Below are 18,078 nucleotides of genomic sequence, written 5' to 3' on the forward strand. Positions count from 1 at the left end.
AATGAAAGACTCTATTAAGTTTAAATTAGAAAGTTTGTCTGAGCGCTATGAGGAATTGGCTGCTTTATTGAGTGAAGCCGATGTCATTATGGATCAGGATTTATTTCGCACGTATTCAAAAGAGTACGCCGAACTTGAACCTGTCGTGAAGTGCTTTGAAGAATACCAACAAGTTCTTGAAAACATTGAAGAAGCAGAAGTCATGATGACGGACTCCGACCCAGATATTAAAGAGATGGGTGTGGAAGAAATGAAAGCTGGCCAACAACAACAAGAAACGCTCCAGCTCACCTTGCAAAAACTGTTGCTGCCGAAAGACCCTAACGATTCTCGCAATGTGTTTTTAGAAGTACGTGCTGGTACAGGTGGTGATGAGGCGTCTATTTTCTCTGGCGACTTATTCCGCATGTATTCACGTTATGCTGAAACACAGCGCTGGAAGGTAGAAATTGTGAGTGCCAGTGAAGGTGAGCATGGCGGTTATAAAGAAGTGATTGCGCGTATCGTTGGTGACGGGGCCTATTCAAAGCTTAAGTTTGAATCTGGTGCGCATCGAGTACAACGAGTGCCTGCAACTGAGTCTCAAGGGCGTATTCATACCTCTGCGTGTACTGTGGCTATCATGCCAGAAATGGACGAAGTGGAGGGTGTGGATATTAATAAGGCTGACTTGCGTGTTGATACCTTTAGGGCGTCAGGTGCGGGTGGTCAGCACGTCAACAAAACGGATTCAGCAATTCGTATTACACACATTCCTACTGGCGTTGTAGTTGAGTGTCAGGATGAGCGCTCACAGCATAAAAACCGTGCTAAAGCGATGTCTTTACTGGCCTCTCGACTATTGGCTGCTGAGCAAGAGAAAGCGGCCAGTGAGCAGTCTGAAGCTCGTAAATCTCTAGTGGGAAGTGGCGACCGCTCTGAGCGTATTCGTACTTACAACTACCCTCAAGGGCGTGTTACAGATCACCGTATTAACCTTACCTTGTACAAGCTAGATGAAATCGTTACAGGGGACTTGGATGTTCTGATTAACCCTCTTGTGAACGAGTTCCAGGCTGAGCAGCTAGCTACCTTGAGCGGTGAAGGTTAATTCGACTGACTTATGGCTCGAATTGACAGTGTATTAAAACAGGCAACTGAGCGTTTGCAGCAGGGTTCTGAAACTGCTTTGCTTGATGCTCAGCTGATCTTATCGCATGTACTAAAAGTTACCACATCCTATTTGTTTACTTGGCCTGAGCGTGAAGTGAATGATTCGGATGTGGAGCAATTTGAACGTCTCTTAGTGCGTCGAATAGATGGCGAACCGGTGGCTTATTTACTGGGTGAACAAGCGTTTTGGACGCTGGATCTTGATGTGGCTCCTTGTACACTGATTCCGCGTCCAGATACTGAGCGCCTAGTTGAGGTTGCCTTAGAGTGTATCGATCAAACCCAGGTTAATCGTATTTTAGACTTGGGGACTGGCACTGGGGCTATAGCACTGGCTCTTGCCAAAGAAGTGCCGAATGCCTCTGTTGTTGGTGTTGACCTTGTGCCTGAGGCGGTTGCTTTAGCACAAAGCAATGCGTTGAAAAATCAGCTGTCGGTTAATTTTCACCAGAGTTGTTGGTTTGACCGTTTACCTCCTGAAGAGGCCTTTGATTTGATTGTCTCTAACCCTCCTTATATTGACCCTGATGACGAACACCTTCATCAAGGGGATGTTCGATTTGAACCAAAAAGTGCTTTAGTCAGTGCTGAGCATGGCTTGCAAGATATTCGACTTATTATTGAGCAAGCGCCTCGCTACCTTGCGCCGAATGCCCGGCTTGTTTTTGAGCATGGTTATGATCAAGCTGAGTCAGTTCGGGACCTTTTCAAGCGGTATGGCTACCACGGCGTCGAGAGCTTTCAAGATTACGCAGGAAAAGACAGAGTCACGCTAGGAATAAAGCCAAGTTAATGCAATAACAGCCTGCCGACGTTATCGCATTAACGTTTCAACCTATTTGTTATGAAATTCTTCAGAACGTTTGAATACAGGCTCATTCGGGGTTGAGGTTTGCTCATCATAGCGATAACCAGCCAGACTGAATTGTTTCACGCTTTCCAGGTCTTCACATGGTGCCTGGATAAGATATCGGGCCATTAAGCCACGGGCTTTTTTGGCGTAGAAACTGATAACTTTGTATTGTCCGTTCTTCTCGTCTAAGAAAACAGGTGTGATCAGTGTGTTATTGAGTTTGCGCTTATTAACCGCTTTGAAGTATTCATTGGAAGCAAGGTTAATAAGAAGTTCCTCTTCAGCCAGTTCTGAATTGAGTTGCTCTACAATGATGTCGCCCCAGAATTCATAAAGATTTTTTCCACGGCTGTTGGCGAGTTTAGTGCCCATTTCAAGTCGGTAGGCCTGCATCAGATCTAGTGGTTTAAGAAGGCCGTATAAACCGCTCAGAATGCGAAGCCGTTGTTGAGCTTCATCAATGTCTTGCTCGCTAAGTGTGTAGGCGTCTAGCCCGGTGTAAACATCTCCCATGAAGGTGTAAACAGCTGGGCGGCTATTTGCTTTGCTGTGCTCCTGTTGCCATTCTTGGTAGCGTGATACATTTAAAGTAGACAGTTTGTCGCTTAGCTTCATTAGGCTGGCGATATCGGCAGGAGAGTAGTCTTTAATAGTATCAATGAGTTGCTGGGAGTGTTCGAGCAATTTGGGGGTAGAGAACCTGTTGCTATTCGGCTCAGACGTTAGGTCCAATGTTTTAGCCGGTGAAATTAGAATTTTCATAATAAGTATCTTAGACTCTTTGTTTGCGTTTATTCAAGATTATCCATAGAGTGTCGATAGATATCTAGAGGTAGTCTTAATAGAGAGAAATTATGAGAGATAATTTAATCCCCTTTCCTTCTATTGAGCGGCGTTCTAAGCATAAAGACAAGGAAGTCGCGCTGGAAGAGGTTGCTCAATTGCGCGACAAATTTGATCAGGCTAGAGAGCGTTGGCCTATTGAACTGGCTGAGCTGCCTGAAAATAACAAGCGTTTAAATATCGCTAAAAAATAATAAGTTATTTGCTGTATTTCTAGGAGTTTTTCTTGCTCGGTTTCATTGTGCGCCATTCCTTATTGCTGATGTTTGTCACAGCAATTTTGGGTTTTTTATTACCTTCTGCATCATTAGCTTTATTTCCGTACTTACCCATTTCTCTGTTTCTTCTAATGACTCTAACCTTGCTGGGTATGAAACAGCGCCAGCTTATTGAGCGTTTAAAGTCCTATTCAGTTTGGCGCTTCGCCTGTTTACATAGCTTTGGCATGATGTTTATCGTGGCGCTGCTTGGTTATTTTCTATCGTTCTCCCCAGACTTGTTGCTAGCTTGTGTTGCTGCAGCGGCAACAGGATCTTTGTTTGCCACACCAGCGATAGTGAGAGCATTAGGTTTTGATGCACTTCAAGCGATGGCCATGACCATTGCAACCACCTTGATATTGCCAGTGAGTATTTTTATCACATTGATGCTGTTTCAAGACAATGAAGTAAGCCTGGATCTACAAACCTATTTCTTGCGCTTGGTGGTCTTTATCTTTGGGCCTATGGTTTTTTCTTTTGTGGTGCATGCTTTGATGCCGGAAAAATCCTTGAATTCCCTGCTTCAAAAAGTGTCCCCTTATACCATAATTCTGGTTTTTACTTTCCCTTTTGGTTTGATTGGTGGTTTTCGAGTCGCTTTTGATGAGGACCCTTTAGTTGCACTAAACTATTTGCTCATTGCCATCGGCTTATGTGTCATCTTGTTTGTTGGTGCTTTTATCGTTTATCGTAATCAAGGAAAAGAAATAGCGTTAACGGCGGCATTAACCTCAACTAACCGTAATGTGCTACTGACTTACACCATTGCAGGGAGCTTATTGGGTCCCGCATTTATTCCATTACTGGGGGCCTTACAGCTGCCGACGTATTTGCTACCAGTCATTGTGCGTTGGCTTAATCGCGTAATGAGATGATGAAGTACGCTAGGCGCTAATGGTTAGCGCCTAGGGATTTGTTAGTGAAGGTGGGGAAGTGGTAATGGTTTTAGCTGGTGGCTTGCTTGTTGTAAGCTAATGCGCACCATTTCTTGGTTGGATTTTTCATCCCCCATAGCCTGTAACAGGCGTCCTAGTTCAACCAGTGCTTCATTTTGAGGGTCAAGAGAAAACGCTTTCTCGTAGTAATCTTTTGCTTTGCCCCAAAGTTGTAGGCACTGACTAAAGCGTCCACAAACTAAATACAAGTTGGCGCTGTCCGTTTCTTTCTTTAACCAGTTTTCGCATTGGCTTAAGAGCTTCTTCGCATTCTCTATATTGAGATTGCCGTATTCATAAATTAAGGCTTCAGACCAGTGTTTGTTTAAGCAAGAGCGAATAAAACTTTCTGCTTTACTGTCATCGCCAAAGGTGATTAACGTTTGGGCATAAAGAGTTTGCATACGTTCATCATCATCCAATGAATCTAACTTGCGCCACAACGATTCGACTTCACTGACAAGGTTTTTGTCTCCTTCGCCAAGCTTATTACGAAATTTAATGTTGTCTAACAGGGCTAGAAAAGCATTTTTTTCGAGCTCAAAAAGGTTATCGTGATCGAATATGCCGTATTTCTTAAGAGTAGGAGTAAGGGCGAGCAAAGCATCCCAGTCTTTTAGTTGTGTGTAGACAGTGACCAGCATTTTCAGAGTTTGTTTATGCTTCGGTTTTAACTTTTGTAAGCGCAACAGAGATGCCAGTGCGCTCTCGTAATGCTTTTGGCGCATCTGAATTTGGCTTTGGGCAAAACTAATGGCGAACTCCGCTTCAGGTGTTTTTTGGTGAGCACTGCGCAACAAAGATTTAGAGCGTTCATGCTCATCTTGCTCACTGGCCGCATAAGCGGCACCAATGTAGTTGATAAGCGGGTAGGGGACTCGTTCAGCACTGTTTGTTAGCAGCTTTTCAGCTTTACGCCAGTTTCCACCAATGAGTTCTAGCATGCCGCGAATAGTGTTTCTTGAAGCGCGTTTTTGAGCCAAACTATCAGTTACTTTTGCGATCGAACTGCTGGGTCTTAAGGCTATGAATAAGATGCGCTTGACCCAGCTCATAACAAATAATGCGACCACCATTAAGGCAACCAATACCCAAAGGCTGGTTTCAATGGTGACGTTGTTGTAAGCAATCAAAACATAACCACTGTCTTGGCGCATTAGTAGACCTAAAACTCCGCCCACGGCCATGACAATCACAAGTAGAAAGAGGGATTTTCTCATGCTTGTGCTCCTGTCTTGGCGGTATTGTCAGGCTGGGCTTCTTGCTTAAGCGTATTGGTAGGGAGTTTGTCTTCTGTTTGCTCTTCTAATAAGTCTGACCCCGTAATTTCGGCTTCGGCTTCGGCTTCTGTAGCGGTAGTGTTGTCAATGGTCGCCGCTTCTTGCGTTTTTTCTTGCTCTTCCTCAGTGTTTTGAGAAGATCTGTCTTTCCATGCATTAGCAAGTTGCATCATTTCAATAAGAGAATTACGTGGCGATGGAAGTTCAGGAGACGGGTTGAGCTGCTGTAATTCTGTCAAGGTAGCAAGAAAGCTTGTCACACTGTTGGAATTTGTGTCGAAATGCTCAGTAACCGCTTTTGCAACGCGCTCTAAAGCGTTTTGGTAAATGTCGTTTTCTCCTTTTACCATAGAGACTTGGGCGACATCTATTTGTAGCTGTAATCCAGTAATAAGCTGTTGGTATTGGGCTGGTGGCAATAAAGCTTCAATGGGTTTGCTTTGATAGTTGATAACCACTAAAGATTTCAATGATTGCCACAGTTCATTGAGCGTGCTGTTAAAGGTGTTGTCATTGGGCGTGGTGTCAGATTCAGAATCGTTTGTCTGGGTGGCTTGCCAAGCTTTTGATGGCTCTCTTTGCGGAAGAGTGTTAATTGCATGATATAGGGCGTCTAATTTTAAGTATTGGCCTTCAAGATCAAAATGGTCAATGGCTTTAAGTGCTTGAATATCCGCTGCTATGGCTTTGCGAGCATCGAAGACGATTGGGTCCTCCAGGCTTTTAAGAATGTCATCAGCATTGCTTAACAAGGCTTCAGAGCCTTGGCTATCAGACTCTAATAATAAGCGTTGGCTTGCCAAACGAACGAGGTACTCAGCTTCTGCTAATTTCCAATCTTCTTTAGTCGTATTGGTTAAGCGGTTTACCTTGGCTTGCAGTTGGCTGATCTGTTGCTGTTGTGTTTCGCTTTGCTCAGCAAAGTCTTTATTTTGTTGTTGGAAGTATTGCTGCTGTTTAGCTAGGTTTTGTTGCACTGTTTGCAACTGTTGATTTGGGGTTTTTAACGCCTCTAGAGTACGGCTAACCGTTGAATAATGTGTTTTGAGTTGCGCAATCTCAAGGTCATGGGAGGCTTGGCTGCTTTGGTAGTAAATCCAACCGCTTGCTAACAGTGCCGCAATGGAAGTCCCTAAAGCGACAAAACTGACAGTATGCTTAGTTTGCCTGGAAGAGTGTTCCTGCTCTGGTTGATTATTGTCGAGCTGTGCGAATGAAGGAGGAGTGTTATCCATAGGAGTTGTTTCAGCCTGTTTTAATTCGTTGTTTGGCTCATTTTTTTCTGTCATTCGATCATCCTTTATAAAGGTTCGTCGCGGCGATCAGGCTAGTGTCGTCTGCTCCGCTAGAGCATATTACGTTGGTCCATTCTAGACTCTTTGCTTGAGCGGTTACTCTTGCACTTGGTGTCATAATAGGCAATGTAAACCAGCTCGGCATATATTGTTGGGCATAGTCCGTTAAGTTGCTCAGACCTTCGCCACTGGTAACCCATATCATATTGATATCGGGCAACATAGTGAATGTTTGAGCAAAATAAGTAGGTTTTTTTCTTTCGTAGAGGTTAAGGTAGCTTACTTTAGCACCACGGGCGATTAAGCTGTCGCCTAAAGTGGTACGACCACCAACCCCTCTGACAATAAGAATTTTTTGATCTCTCATTCTAGCAGGCTTTAACCAATGTAAAAGCTCTTCGCTGGTGTGGCCTGGGTGAGACAAGGCGGGAATACCTTGATCAATAAGAGCTTGTGTTGTGCCTTGGCCAATACCTAGCCAATGAACACCGACAGGGAGCATTGGCCAGCATTCGTCTAAATAGTCACAGGCGATTCGAGCGGCGTTCTTGCTGACGAAGATGACATAGTGAAACTCATCGATATTAAATATTTGCGAGCGAATGGCTGCTTGGCTTGCTTGGTCGGTAATAGGTGTTATTTCTAACATGGGTAAAGCAATAGGGCGATGTCCGACATGCTCTATTGCACGGCAGGTTAATGTGTTCTCTGGTTCGGGACGTGTAACGAGTATCTGATAACCCATTGCCTAGCTGCCTTGGATAGCCGCTAGAATACGATCTGCGCCTTGTTTGAGGAGGTCTTCTGCTAGTTGAATGCCCAGTTCAATACCTTGTTCTTTGGGGCCACGGATCTCGCTAGTGAGCATTTGTTTGCCATCCGGACTGCCGACTAATCCTCTAATCCAAAGCTCGTTATCTTCGAGTAAAGCAAAGCAGGCAATGGGAGCTTGGCAGCCACCATTTAATCTTTCGTTTACAGCCCGTTCCGCCATCACTCGGTAGCTTGTCTCTTGATGCTTTACAGTTTGGAGCATGGAAATGGTGTCTTGGTCGTCGCTTCGACACTCTATGCCCATTGCCCCTTGGCCACCGGCAGGTAAACTGATGGTATCAGGAATGCGTTGGGCGATTCTGTCTTCCATTTTAAGTCGTATTAAACCGGCAGACGCTAGAATAATGGCGTCGTATTCTTTGTTATCGAGCTTGGCTAGACGAGTATTAACGTTACCACGCAGTTCTTTGATAACAAGATGAGGATATAGAGTTTGTAGTTGGCAGGCACGGCGCAAGCTGGAAGTACCAACAATCGCGCCATCTGGTAGTTCAGCTAAAGTGTTATATTGATTGGATACAAAGGCATCGCTTGGGTCTTCTCGTTCACAAATTACCGCAAGTTCGAGCCCATCAGGGAACTGCATAGGAACATCTTTCATTGAGTGAACCGCAATGTCTGCTCGTCCATCCATTAGCGCCGTTTCAAGTTCTTTAACAAATAAGCCTTTACCCCCTATCTTGGAAAGGGGGGAGTCTAAAATTTGATCGCCTTTTGTGGTCATACCAAGTAGCTCAACGCTAAGATTTGGGTAATGACTCAAGAGTTGGTCTTTAATGTTGTTTGCTTGCCATAGGGCTAACTGACTTTCTCGGGTGGCAATCACAATTTTATCTTTCACTGTTTCTCCTACAAGGGTCTAAGGGAGTGGCTTTATTAAGCATTAATCATACTCGTTCCAATCTCGTGCGTCATCTTTCAATACTTTATAAGTGTTGCCTCATAAGGTACTCTTTGCGTCTTACTGAACTTGTCTGGGAAACAACTGAATGACTGATACAAATAAAACCACAAATCAACAATGGGGTGGCCGTTTTTCTGAGCCTGTCGATGCGTTTGTTGCGCGCTTTACTGCCTCTGTAGAGTTTGACCAACGTATGGCGAAACAAGACATTCAAGGCTCGATTGCTCATGGCAAAATGCTAGCAAGTGTTGGGGTTTTGACAGAAGACGAGCGAGATCAGATCATTCAGGGGTTGACTGAAATTGAAGCGGAAATTGAGCGCGGCGAATTTGAGTGGTCAATTGAGCTTGAAGATGTGCACATGAACATAGAGGCACGTCTGACGCAAAAAATTGGCATTACAGGTAAAAAGTTGCATACCGGCCGTTCTCGTAATGATCAGGTTGCAACGGACATTCGCCTGTATATGCGTGATGAAATCGACTTCTTATTGGAAGAAGTAACTCGACTTCAGCAGGGTATCTTAAGCCTTGCAAAAACTGAAGCTGATACGATTATGCCAGGTTTCACTCACTTACAAACCGCTCAGCCGGTCACATTCGGCCACCACTTAATGGCTTGGTATGAAATGATGCTGCGTGATTACGAGCGTTTAGTGGACTGCCGTAAGCGTATCAATATTTTACCATTAGGAGCCGCTGCATTAGCTGGCACAACTTATCCGATTGATCGCAATATGACGGCCGACTTACTGGGCTTTGAGCGTCCGACGTACAATTCTTTAGACTCGGTCAGTGACCGTGACTTTGCAATCGAGTTTACATCAGCTGCATCCATAATCATGATGCACTTGTCTCGCTGGGCGGAAGAAATGGTTATGTGGGCATCTGCGCAGTTTAACTTCATTTACTTACCGGATCGTTTTTGTACTGGGTCTTCTATTATGCCTCAGAAGAAAAACCCTGATGTGCCAGAGCTAGTGCGCGGTAAAACAGGCCGTGTATACGGTCATCTTATGGGGCTTTTGACTCTCATGAAGTCTCAGTGCTTGGCTTACAATAAAGATAACCAAGAGGACAAAGAGCCTTTATTTGATACCGTGGATACCTTGAAGGGGTCTTTGCGTTCTTTTGCGGACATGATCCCTGCGATCGAGTCTCGTAAAGAGCATATGTATGAAGCTGCCCGTCGCGGCTTCTCAACGGCTACCGACCTAGCAGATTATCTAGTGCGTAAGGGGGTTGCATTCCGTGATGCCCACGAAGTAGTGGGTAAAGCAGTAGGTTACGGTGTGGCTGAAGGCAAAGATCTTTCTGAAATGTCCCTTGAAGAGCTAAAAGGATTCGGCGATATGATAGAGCAAGATGTTTTTGATGTGTTAACTTTAGAAGGTTCTGTTGCTGCTCGTGACCACGTTGGTGGCACAGCACCACGTCAAGTGTTATTGGCCGTAGAAAGAGCAGAGCAAGAGTTGGCCAAACGCTAAAGACGACAAACAACGGCTCTAGTTTTACGCTTGAGCCGTTGCTTTACTCCGTTGGAAACAGCAAAGGTGAGTCAGGGCCTAATAAGTCTGGCGCAATATTAAGTTCAAAATGAAATGTCTTGGTTTGGCCACCGCAGCCAGATAAGACGATCGCCCATTCTTCTTTGGTGGGGTCGTTAGGGATTTTCCAGCATACTCCTTCAATGTTCACATAACGAGTTCCGTCCGCATCTTCGGTAATAGGGTAGTTATGCTCTTTTTCCTGATTTTTTAAATATTCTTGATGGTCACTCTGAGCTTTTTTAATCTGCTTTTTTAATTCCGGTGAGAAAATCGCATTGGTCGCAGGGTCTTCAGAATCTGCGATGGTGAGACCACCAATATCAAGCAACTTGCTGGTATCAATTGTCTGAGTTTGTTCTTTGGCTGTTAAGTTCGCTTGGTCTGAATAAGAAAAAGAGGGGGGGGCGGAAGTTGGTTGCCATGGGTAGATTTCTTTAAACGGGCTTTGCTCTAGAAAAGGTTGTAAATCTCCCATGTCAGATTGTTCCACGTGTTTTTCTGTAGAGGCAGGTAGAGTGTCTGTCTGAGCCGATTTTACCTCTTTGGTTTGACCCTGCTCAGTGGCCGCTTGATGTTCAGCTTGCGCGACATCTTCAATTTGAGCTGGCTGGATTTGGATTTCCAATTTCGCAGGCTCATAGGGCACAAATAGGTCCGCCAACCATTGAGATTGGTTGAGCCAGAAAAAGAGCGCAACATGAATCAGCACAGCAATGACGATGGCAAGGCTTTTAGGCAAAAAGTGTTGTCTCATGTGAGGTGTTAATCGTCTCCAGTCTGATCTTGTTTCATTAATGCTTGTGATGAAAAACCGAATATCAAGTTTACCAAAGTAATTTCTCAATATATTGGTAATATTGAGTTAATTGGTGCTTCTAGGGTTGGGAAACGTAAAGCCTGCCAGTATACTGTTACAAATACGTTTAGAAGAGATAAAGATGATGTTGAAGTGGTTCTTTATGGTGTTTTTTGCCCTGTTCATAGTGGCGTGTGGTAATAAAGGTGCGCTTTATTTACCAACTGAAAGCGTCCAAATTGAGTCGTTATCATCTGCGAATTGAGGAATTTAGATTGGATTTTTTTAACTACTCGAATCAGCAGTTGCATGCTGAAGGGGTTTCGCTGAACACTATCGCGGAACAGTATGGCACGCCTTGCTATGTATATTCTCGTGCGGCGTTTGAATCCCGTTATCTGGCTTATGCGGAAGCATTTTCTAGTCACCCGACATTAATATGTTATGCCGTTAAAGCTTGTTCCAATATTGCTATATTAAATGTACTCGCTCGACTAGGAGCGGGTTTTGATATTGTCTCAATTGGTGAACTAGAGCGTGTATTAAAAGCGGGTGGCGACCCTTCAAAAGTTATGTTTTCAGGGCTTGGTAAACAAGCGTTAGAAATGCAACGGGCTTTAGAGGTTGGCATCCACTGCTTTAATGTAGAATCTGAAGCCGAACTGTATCGTCTTGATAAAGTGGCAGGGGAAATGGGCAAGAAAGCCCCCGTCTCTCTGCGAGTTAACCCTGATGTTGATGCAAAAACTCACCCTTATATTTCAACGGGGTTGAAAGAGAATAAGTTTGGCATTGATATTCAAGACGCGGTGCGCATTTATAAAATTGCTCATAGCCTACCAAACTTAAATGTGATGGGGGTTGATTGTCACATCGGCTCCCAATTAACGGACCTTCAGCCGTTCCTTGATACCTTTGATCGCCTAACGGGACTGATTGATGAGTTGGCCGAGCAGGGGATCGAAATTAAACACCTTGATCTTGGTGGTGGTTTAGGTGTGCGTTATAAAGACGAGCAGCCGCCGCAACCAGCTGAATATGCGGCCTTGTTATTGGAAAAACTAGGTGACCGAGATATCTCGTTGGCTTTTGAACCAGGCCGCTCTATTGCTGCAAACTCTGGGGTGCTAGTAACGCAAGTTGAGTTCTTAAAGTGTACTGAACATAAAAACTTTGCAGTGATTGATGGTGCCATGAATGACCTTATTCGTCCTTCTTTGTACAGTGCGTGGATGGATATAGTGCCAGTTTCTCAAACGCCTACAGAGCAAGGGACTCGCCAATATGATTTGGTTGGGCCTATTTGTGAAACCGGGGATTTCTTGGGTAAAGACCGTGATCTTGATATTCAAGAAGGGGATTACTTAGCCGTGTTATCTGCAGGGGCTTATGGTTTCACTATGGCCTCAAATTATAACAGTCGTAATCGTGCTGCTGAGGTGATGGTTGACGGTGAACAAACTCACCTAATTCGTGCTCGTGAAACGATAGAACATCAATTGGCTGGTGAGCAAGTGTTACCAGACTAAGGAGTCTATTGTGTTATTAAAATTTACTAAAATGCACGGTTTGGGAAATGACTTTGTAGTCGTTGATGCGGTTTCACGTAAGGTGTTTTTTAACAAGAAGCAAATCGAGCGCTTAAGTGATCGAAACTGGGGGATTGGCTTTGACCAGTTGCTCGTGGTTGAGCCACCTTCTCACCCAGAGATGGATTTTCGCTATCGAATTTTTAATTCAGATGGCACCGAAGTTGAGCACTGTGGAAATGGTGCTCGTTGCTTCGCCAAATTCGTACTAGATAAAGAGCTGACTAATAAACACATTATTAATGTTGAAACCAAAAGAGGTCCTATTCAGTTGCGAGTCATGAATGATGACCAAGTTACTGTAGACATGGGGACCCCTAGTTTTGAGCCAAAGGATTTGCCTTTTAGTCTGCCAGCATCTGCTTCTTCCTTGTATGACATAGACACCGAGTTTGGTGTGCAAACTATCACACCTGTATCAGTAGGTAACCCTCATGCGGTTATTAAAGTAGGTAGTTTAACCGACGAATTAGTGTCTAGCGTTGGCCCTGTGCTGGAATCACATGATGTGTTTCCTAACAACGTGAATGTTGGTTTTATGGATGTGGTGTCTGCTGATGAAATTAACTTAAGGGTGTATGAGCGAGGAGTCGGAGAGACTCAAGCGTGTGGCACAGGTGCCTGTGCGGCCGTGGTTGCTGGTATTAAACAAGGCTGGCTTGGTCCAATAGTGACAGCTCGCTTACGTGGTGGTGATCTACGGATTGAATGGCAAGGGGAAGGGCATCCGATTCTGATGACTGGACCGGCTGAAACTGTTTTTGAAGGTCAAATTTACCTATAGAGGCATTATGAACGAAAAGGATGTGGTTAAGTACCTATCGAGTCACCCTGATTTTTTTCTTAAAAATTCAGAGCTACTGGAAGGCTTAACCCTTCCTCACCCTGTTTCAGGTAATGCGATATCGTTACTGGAATACCAGGTGAACTTGCTACGCAAATCCACTGCCAGCTATCGACAGGAGTTTGAGCGGCTAGTAGCAGTTGCCCGTGAAAACGAAGCGACCATGAAAAAGAGTCGGCGCTTAGTGTTATCTGGTTTGGCTTGCGATTCCGTTGAAGATCTAGCCGTCGTGATCGATGATATGGTGCAAAATGAATTTAATATTCCCTTTCATCGTTTTGTGCTCTTTGGTGACTTCCCCGACTTGTCTGTTCGCTCTCACTTTTTAACTGAAGACGACCTCATTATTCCTCAGGTATCTGGTTTTACCGAATGTTTTTGTGGCGAGCTTCCCGCTAATGAAATTGCCTTTTTGTTTGAAAAAGAAGCAGAGGGAATTGCCTCCACGGCCGTTTTGCCGCTTATTTTAAAGCGTGCTGGAGAGACCAAAAAACTTGGGGTGTTGGTGTTGGCTTCCAATCGTGCTGAAGCTTTCCATCAAGATAAGGGGGCTTTGTTTCTTGAATACATAGCTGACCTAGTGTGCGCTTTGCTGTCGAGGTTGCTGCCATGAGTGTGTTAATCACCTTTGATCTTGATAACACGTTATGGGATGTTGAACCTGTGATTCAACGTGCCGAATATGCCATGGAATCTTGGTTTGAAGAGCGCTTTCCAGGGTTGTATGAGCAATACCCTGTTACTACCCAGTTTGAGCTGCGCAAAGATGTGTTGCTTGAACAGCCAGACCTAAAAACCAATCTAACGGCTCTGCGATTGGCCGTATATTTGCGCTTATTAAAGCATTATGGCTTGCCTAGTGAAGAAGCGAATATGGTTGCTGAAGCCGCTCTTGCCCACTTTACTGAGTGGCGTCAAAGGGTGGATTTATTTCCTCATGCACAAGACGTGCTGAGAGATCTTTATTCCGATTATAAGCTGGCAGTGATTACTAACGGCAATGCTGATGTGTTTCACCCTTATGTTGGGCTAGGGCAGTATTTTGAGTTCGCACAACGTGCGGATCAAATGGGTATTGCTAAACCGGACAAAGGCATTTTTCAGCGCGTTGCCGACCGTGCTGGAGTGGCTGTTGAGAGTATTATCCATATTGGTGATCATCCAATCGATGATGTTTATGGTGCGGCCAATGCAGGAGCTAAATCTATCTGGTTTAACCGTCATGGCGCAAGGCGATGGAATGAAGAGTGGCCAGCTAGTGCGGATGCCGAAGTCTACTCTTTGCTCGAGCTTCCAGGTGCCATTTCTTCTTTATTGTCATAGCGTTTTACTATTAGCTTATTAGTAGGAACTCATTTTTACCTGTGTCATTTGATGGTACACTAGGCTCATTAAATAGATACTTAGATTTAAGGATTAAACTGATGAGTGAAAATATTATCCAAATTACTGATGCGCAATTCGCTGATGAAGTGCTAAATTCAGAAACTCCTGTAATTGTTGACTTTTGGGCTCCTTGGTGTGGTCCTTGTAAAATGATTGCGCCTGTTTTAGAAGATATTGCTGTTGAGTTTGAAGGTCGTTTGAAAGTCGTTAAACTAAACGTTGATGAGAACCAAGAAACTGCTCCTAAATACAATGTACGTGGTATTCCAACACTGTTAATTGTTAAAGGTGGGGAAGTTGCAGCAACAAAAGTAGGTGCTGTTTCTAAATCTCAGTTAGTTGAGTTCATTAACAGCGCTATCTAACTAGCTCGGTCAACGACATAAAAAAGCAGCCGAGGCTGCTTTTTTTATGTCTGATAATTAATTGCTAAGTAAAGCCAGTTTTTGGGCAAACTCAGGAGAGTGAGAATTCTCAAGAGTGGCAAGAACTTGCTTGGCATAAGGAAGGTAGTTTTTCAGATCCTTTTTAGCCATAGGGTCATCATTTGGCAGCTTCACTGTTACAGGGTTTTTATGAACGCCGTTAATACGGAATTCATAGTGTAAGTGAGGGCCTGTCGCCCACCCAGTTTGACCAACATAAGCTATTATTTTGCCTTGCTTAACACGAGTGCCGCGCTTAGTTCCGCGGGCGAAGCCTCTTAAGTGTGCGTAAAGAGTTTGATAGCCTTTGCCGTGGTCAATAATCACAACGTTTCCATAGCCAGTTTGTTTTCCTGCAAAGGTTACTTTGCCGTCACCAGCTGCTTTAACCGGTGTGCCACTGGCAGCCGCATAATCCACTCCTCGGTGAGGACGTTTGGTTTTAAAAATAGGGTGTAATCGATTGGGGTTGAATTTAGATGAAATTCGAGTGAAGTCCACAGGGGTTCGAATGAAGGCCTTTCGCATGGCTAGACCATCAGGGGTGTAGTAACTTGGGCCACGGTCTGTCTCATAGCGAATGGCCTGAAAAGTTCGACCATTGTTAATGAATTGAGCAGCAATAATATTGCCTTCGCCAATTTTTTCTCCATCTAGAAATTTCTCTTCGTAAAGAATTCCTAAGCTGTCACCTTTACGAATATCTAAGGCGAAGTCTATGTCCCAGCCAAAGATATTGGCAAGTTCAATCAATAGTGACTGCTTAATGCCTTCGCGCATACCATCAACAAATAGGGAATTATTGATGGTGGCTTCTTTATAAGTTTGGACAATTTCTGGGGTGCGAGAAATTTCTTTGCGTTGAAAGCTCGTCTCATCGCGCTCAAAAGTGATGCTGTCGAGCCGATTTAGGGTAAGGGTTAATGAGGTAAGTTGGCCACTTTCAGGGTCAGTTGCAAAATCAAGAGACTGACCTGGACGCATACGTAATAACGACTTATGTTCTTTGTCTGCTTGTGAGACGCGGTAAATATCGTTTGCTGACACATCGTATTTATTGAGAATTTTTGACAGAGAGTCTCCGGCAACCACTTTAACAGAGTAGTGATTTGGTTCTTTTTTAACGGGGAGCTCTGTTTGTTGTTGGGCTATAGGATCTTGCGTTATTTTTTGCTGCGCAATAGGGGAATCTAATTCATAGGGCACCGCCGGAGTGCTGGGGGCGGCAATAATGCTGTTCTGGTTAGCAAAAGGTTTGCTTTGTAATGTTGGTAAGTCGGACAGTTTTAGTTGTGACTGGTCGACAATGGCAAAATTTGTCTCCAATGAAACCGAGGATGGTTGTTGGTCTGTTCCGCTTGGAATAATGAGAAGGCCAACGGCAATGAATGCACTGGCGGCAGCCAAAAGCATTAAATGTTTAGCTGGAAGTAACTTAATCAAAATTAGTACCCAAAAAATCTTTTATAAAAGCCTTATAATCCTACCAACATTACTTTTATAATTGAATGCTTAATTATTGATTAACTTACTAGGATATGGACTGAAATAATGACAACCGGTAGTAAAGACCTTTTAGCAGACCTACAAGAGCGTGGGCTGATAGCTCAAATGACGGCGGAAGACGAGCTACGTGCTCATTTAAATAATAGTAGCCGTACATTGTATTGTGGCTTTGACCCTACTGCTGACAGTCTACATCTTGGTCACCTAGTACCACTTTTGGTTTTAAAGCGTTTTCAAGATTACGGTCATAATCCTATTGCACTCGTGGGCGGTGCTACCGGTCTCATTGGTGACCCAAGTTTTAAAGCTGCTGAAAGACAGCTAAATACATCTGATGTGGTTGCGGGTTGGGCGGAAAAAATTCGCGGCCAGGTGAGCCAGTTTATTAAATTTGAAGGTGTAGATAACCCTGCAAGAGTGGTAAATAACTTGGATTGGGCTGGGGAAATGAATGTCCTCGACTTCTTGCGAGATGTCGGTAAGCACTTCTCTGTTAATGCTATGATCAATAAAGAGTCGGTTCAGCAGCGCCTAAATCGCGAAGGTGCAGGTATTTCTTTTACAGAGTTTTCCTATGCCTTATTGCAGGGAATGGACTTTGCCGAACTCAATCGCATGCATGATTGCAGTGTCCAAATAGGCGGAAGCGATCAGTGGGGCAACATTGTTGGTGGTATTGATCTATCTCGTCGCCAAAATAAAACTCAAGTCTTTGGTATGACCGTACCTCTTGTAACTAAGTCAGATGGTACTAAGTTTGGTAAGACAGAGTCAGGCGCTGTTTGGTTAGATCCTAAGAAAACGTCTCAATATGCCTTCTACCAGTTTTGGATGAATACGGCTGATGCAGATGTTTATAAATTTCTGAAGTTCTTTACCTTCATGGATTTAGCGGAAATTGACGCTATTGAAGAACAAGATAAAGCCAGTACAGGTAAGCCCCAAGCACAATCAGTCTTAGCAAAGGAAGTGACGCGACTTGTACACGGTGAAGAAGGCTTGCAAGCTGCTGAGCGAATTACCCAAGCGCTGTTTAGCGGTGATGTGGCTTCCTTAAGTGAAAGTGACTTAGAACAAATTCGCCAAGATGGCCTGCCTAGTAGTAGTCTTGAAAACATAGCCTTAGAGTCAACACCTTTGACTAGTCTATTAGCAGACGCAGGTCTCGCTGCAAGCGGTAAGCAAGTTAAAGATGCGCTGCAAAGAAATTCGGTCGTAGTAAATGGTGTTGCAAAAGGCATGGAAGACAACATGACCGCTGCAGACATATTTACACCGCAAAATGGTTACTTCAACAAATACTTCCTTGTTAAGCTCGGTAAGAAGAAGCATCACCTTTTTGTTATTTCTTAATGTTTAACGAGTGAACTCGAAAGAGGCGGAAGAGGGCGTATGGTAAAAACGCTTTTTTCTGCCTTTTTTTAGATTTAGTAAAAAAACTACTTGCAGAAAAAAATCTAGTCGGTAATATACGCATCCACTGACACGGCAACAGTGTCAGACGCTCTTTAAAATAGATAATCAGATAATTTGTGTGGGCGCTCGCTGGAGGCTTCAAAAAGAAATTGAAGTCTTACGAGACGTCTAACACGTCAATTCGCTTTATTAAGTAAATTGTTAGTGTTTC

Annotated in this window: 19 protein-coding genes; 12 read left to right on the forward strand and 7 right to left on the reverse strand. The window is 44.0% G+C overall.

Annotated features, from left to right (window positions below):
* The first annotated feature begins 1 nt into the window (after position 1).
* Positions 2-1,090 carry a peptide chain release factor 1 gene (gene prfA / locus ACYVGZ_RS04140; protein ID WP_460751621.1) on the forward strand — a complete coding sequence of 363 codons (1,089 nt, stop codon included), beginning with the start codon at positions 2-4 and terminating at the stop codon, positions 1,088-1,090.
* 12 nt (positions 1,091-1,102) lie between these two features.
* Positions 1,103-1,945 (forward strand): peptide chain release factor N(5)-glutamine methyltransferase, encoded by an 843-nt coding sequence (prmC, locus tag ACYVGZ_RS04145; RefSeq protein WP_460751623.1) that lies wholly within the window; start codon positions 1,103-1,105, stop codon positions 1,943-1,945.
* A gap of 42 nt (positions 1,946-1,987) precedes the next feature.
* Here the strand turns inward: prmC and yaaA are convergent, their stop codons facing one another.
* Positions 1,988-2,767 carry a peroxide stress protein YaaA gene (gene yaaA, locus ACYVGZ_RS04150; protein ID WP_460751626.1) on the reverse strand — a complete coding sequence of 260 codons (780 nt, stop codon included), beginning with the start codon at positions 2,765-2,767 and terminating at the stop codon, positions 1,988-1,990.
* A gap of 92 nt (positions 2,768-2,859) precedes the next feature.
* Here yaaA and ACYVGZ_RS04155 point away from each other — a divergent pair, with 92 nt between their 5' ends.
* Positions 2,860-3,042: a hypothetical protein gene (locus tag ACYVGZ_RS04155; RefSeq protein WP_460751628.1), complete on the forward strand. Its 183-nt coding sequence runs from the start codon at positions 2,860-2,862 to the stop codon at positions 3,040-3,042.
* 32 nt (positions 3,043-3,074) lie between these two features.
* On the forward strand, positions 3,075-3,983 hold the full coding sequence (locus ACYVGZ_RS04160) for a hypothetical protein (RefSeq protein WP_460751631.1): 909 nt from the start codon (positions 3,075-3,077) through the stop codon (positions 3,981-3,983).
* A gap of 41 nt (positions 3,984-4,024) precedes the next feature.
* Here the strand turns inward: ACYVGZ_RS04160 and ACYVGZ_RS04165 are convergent, their stop codons facing one another.
* The 4 genes from ACYVGZ_RS04165 to hemC are packed head-to-tail and all read right to left on the reverse strand — an operon-like array spanning position 4,025 to position 8,293.
* Positions 4,025-5,263, reverse strand: coding sequence for a heme biosynthesis HemY N-terminal domain-containing protein (locus ACYVGZ_RS04165; RefSeq protein WP_460751633.1), 1,239 nt, complete (start codon positions 5,261-5,263; stop codon positions 4,025-4,027).
* Positions 5,260-6,612 carry a uroporphyrinogen-III C-methyltransferase gene (locus tag ACYVGZ_RS04170; RefSeq protein ID WP_460751636.1) on the reverse strand — a complete coding sequence of 451 codons (1,353 nt, stop codon included), beginning with the start codon at positions 6,610-6,612 and terminating at the stop codon, positions 5,260-5,262. Before ACYVGZ_RS04170 ends, ACYVGZ_RS04165 begins: the two co-directional genes overlap by 4 nt.
* Positions 6,613-6,616: 4 nt before the next feature.
* Entirely contained in the window at positions 6,617-7,363 is a 747-nt protein-coding gene (locus ACYVGZ_RS04175) for a uroporphyrinogen-III synthase (protein ID WP_460751639.1), read from the reverse strand.
* 3 nt (positions 7,364-7,366) lie between these two features.
* Complete coding sequence (gene hemC / locus ACYVGZ_RS04180; protein WP_460751642.1) at positions 7,367-8,293, reverse strand: hydroxymethylbilane synthase; 927 nt, start codon at positions 8,291-8,293, stop codon at positions 7,367-7,369.
* A gap of 148 nt (positions 8,294-8,441) precedes the next feature.
* On the opposite strand from hemC, the gene argH reads away from it, so the two are divergent.
* Positions 8,442-9,842, forward strand: coding sequence for an argininosuccinate lyase (gene argH / locus ACYVGZ_RS04185; RefSeq protein WP_460751645.1), 1,401 nt, complete (start codon positions 8,442-8,444; stop codon positions 9,840-9,842).
* Positions 9,843-9,885: 43 nt separating this feature from the next.
* Here the strand turns inward: argH and ACYVGZ_RS04190 are convergent, their stop codons facing one another.
* Positions 9,886-10,659, reverse strand: a complete 774-nt coding sequence (locus ACYVGZ_RS04190) for a hypothetical protein (RefSeq protein ID WP_460751647.1) — start codon at positions 10,657-10,659, stop codon at positions 9,886-9,888.
* A 187-nt stretch (positions 10,660-10,846) separates the two neighbouring features.
* On the opposite strand from ACYVGZ_RS04190, the gene lptM reads away from it, so the two are divergent.
* The 6 genes from lptM to trxA all read left to right on the forward strand — a co-directional run bounded on the left by lptM (position 10,847) and on the right by trxA (position 14,885).
* The gene (gene lptM, locus ACYVGZ_RS04195; RefSeq protein ID WP_460751668.1) at positions 10,847-10,966 is read left to right on the forward strand and encodes an LPS translocon maturation chaperone LptM; all 120 of its coding nucleotides are present in this window, start codon (positions 10,847-10,849) and stop codon (positions 10,964-10,966) included.
* A gap of 10 nt (positions 10,967-10,976) precedes the next feature.
* On the forward strand, positions 10,977-12,230 hold the full coding sequence (lysA, locus tag ACYVGZ_RS04200) for a diaminopimelate decarboxylase (protein WP_460751650.1): 1,254 nt from the start codon (positions 10,977-10,979) through the stop codon (positions 12,228-12,230).
* 10 nt (positions 12,231-12,240) lie between these two features.
* On the forward strand, positions 12,241-13,074 hold the full coding sequence (gene dapF, locus ACYVGZ_RS04205) for a diaminopimelate epimerase (RefSeq protein ID WP_460751652.1): 834 nt from the start codon (positions 12,241-12,243) through the stop codon (positions 13,072-13,074).
* Positions 13,075-13,081: 7 nt separating this feature from the next.
* Positions 13,082-13,747, forward strand: a complete 666-nt coding sequence (locus tag ACYVGZ_RS04210; protein WP_460751654.1) for a DUF484 family protein — start codon at positions 13,082-13,084, stop codon at positions 13,745-13,747.
* The gene (locus ACYVGZ_RS04215; protein ID WP_460751657.1) at positions 13,744-14,457 is read left to right on the forward strand and encodes an HAD family hydrolase; all 714 of its coding nucleotides are present in this window, start codon (positions 13,744-13,746) and stop codon (positions 14,455-14,457) included. Before ACYVGZ_RS04210 ends, ACYVGZ_RS04215 begins: the two co-directional genes overlap by 4 nt.
* Before the next feature lie 101 nt (positions 14,458-14,558).
* Positions 14,559-14,885, forward strand: coding sequence for a thioredoxin TrxA (gene trxA / locus ACYVGZ_RS04220; RefSeq protein WP_460751660.1), 327 nt, complete (start codon positions 14,559-14,561; stop codon positions 14,883-14,885).
* A 57-nt stretch (positions 14,886-14,942) separates the two neighbouring features.
* Here trxA and ACYVGZ_RS04225 read toward each other — a convergent pair whose 3' ends face one another.
* Positions 14,943-16,388, reverse strand: coding sequence for a peptidoglycan DD-metalloendopeptidase family protein (locus ACYVGZ_RS04225; RefSeq protein WP_460751662.1), 1,446 nt, complete (start codon positions 16,386-16,388; stop codon positions 14,943-14,945).
* Between the two features lie 108 nt (positions 16,389-16,496).
* Between ACYVGZ_RS04225 and tyrS the strand changes: the two genes are divergently transcribed.
* Positions 16,497-17,804 carry a tyrosine--tRNA ligase gene (gene tyrS, locus ACYVGZ_RS04230; RefSeq protein ID WP_460751665.1) on the forward strand — a complete coding sequence of 436 codons (1,308 nt, stop codon included), beginning with the start codon at positions 16,497-16,499 and terminating at the stop codon, positions 17,802-17,804.
* Positions 17,805-18,078 lie beyond the last annotated feature (274 nt).

Source organism: Marinomonas epiphytica (genome assembly GCF_054780655.1).

Excerpts from the sequence above, each read along its gene's own strand:
- prfA (WP_460751621.1), top strand. The coding sequence starts at position 2 with ATGAAAGACTCTATTAAGTTTAAATTAGAAAGTTTGTCTGAGCGCTAT.
- prmC (WP_460751623.1), top strand. The coding sequence starts at position 1,103 with ATGGCTCGAATTGACAGTGTATTAAAACAGGCAACTGAGCGTTTGCAG.
- yaaA (WP_460751626.1), bottom strand. The coding sequence starts at position 2,767 with ATGAAAATTCTAATTTCACCGGCTAAAACATTGGACCTAACGTCTGAG.
- ACYVGZ_RS04155 (WP_460751628.1), top strand. The coding sequence starts at position 2,860 with ATGAGAGATAATTTAATCCCCTTTCCTTCTATTGAGCGGCGTTCTAAG.
- ACYVGZ_RS04165 (WP_460751633.1), bottom strand. The coding sequence starts at position 5,263 with ATGAGAAAATCCCTCTTTCTACTTGTGATTGTCATGGCCGTGGGCGGA.
- ACYVGZ_RS04170 (WP_460751636.1), bottom strand. The coding sequence starts at position 6,612 with ATGACAGAAAAAAATGAGCCAAACAACGAATTAAAACAGGCTGAAACA.
- ACYVGZ_RS04175 (WP_460751639.1), bottom strand. The coding sequence starts at position 7,363 with ATGGGTTATCAGATACTCGTTACACGTCCCGAACCAGAGAACACATTA.
- argH (WP_460751645.1), top strand. The coding sequence starts at position 8,442 with ATGACTGATACAAATAAAACCACAAATCAACAATGGGGTGGCCGTTTT.
- ACYVGZ_RS04190 (WP_460751647.1), bottom strand. The coding sequence starts at position 10,659 with ATGAGACAACACTTTTTGCCTAAAAGCCTTGCCATCGTCATTGCTGTG.
- lptM (WP_460751668.1), top strand. The coding sequence starts at position 10,847 with ATGTTGAAGTGGTTCTTTATGGTGTTTTTTGCCCTGTTCATAGTGGCG.
- ACYVGZ_RS04210 (WP_460751654.1), top strand. The coding sequence starts at position 13,082 with ATGAACGAAAAGGATGTGGTTAAGTACCTATCGAGTCACCCTGATTTT.
- ACYVGZ_RS04215 (WP_460751657.1), top strand. The coding sequence starts at position 13,744 with ATGAGTGTGTTAATCACCTTTGATCTTGATAACACGTTATGGGATGTT.
- trxA (WP_460751660.1), top strand. The coding sequence starts at position 14,559 with ATGAGTGAAAATATTATCCAAATTACTGATGCGCAATTCGCTGATGAA.
- tyrS (WP_460751665.1), top strand. The coding sequence starts at position 16,497 with ATGACAACCGGTAGTAAAGACCTTTTAGCAGACCTACAAGAGCGTGGG.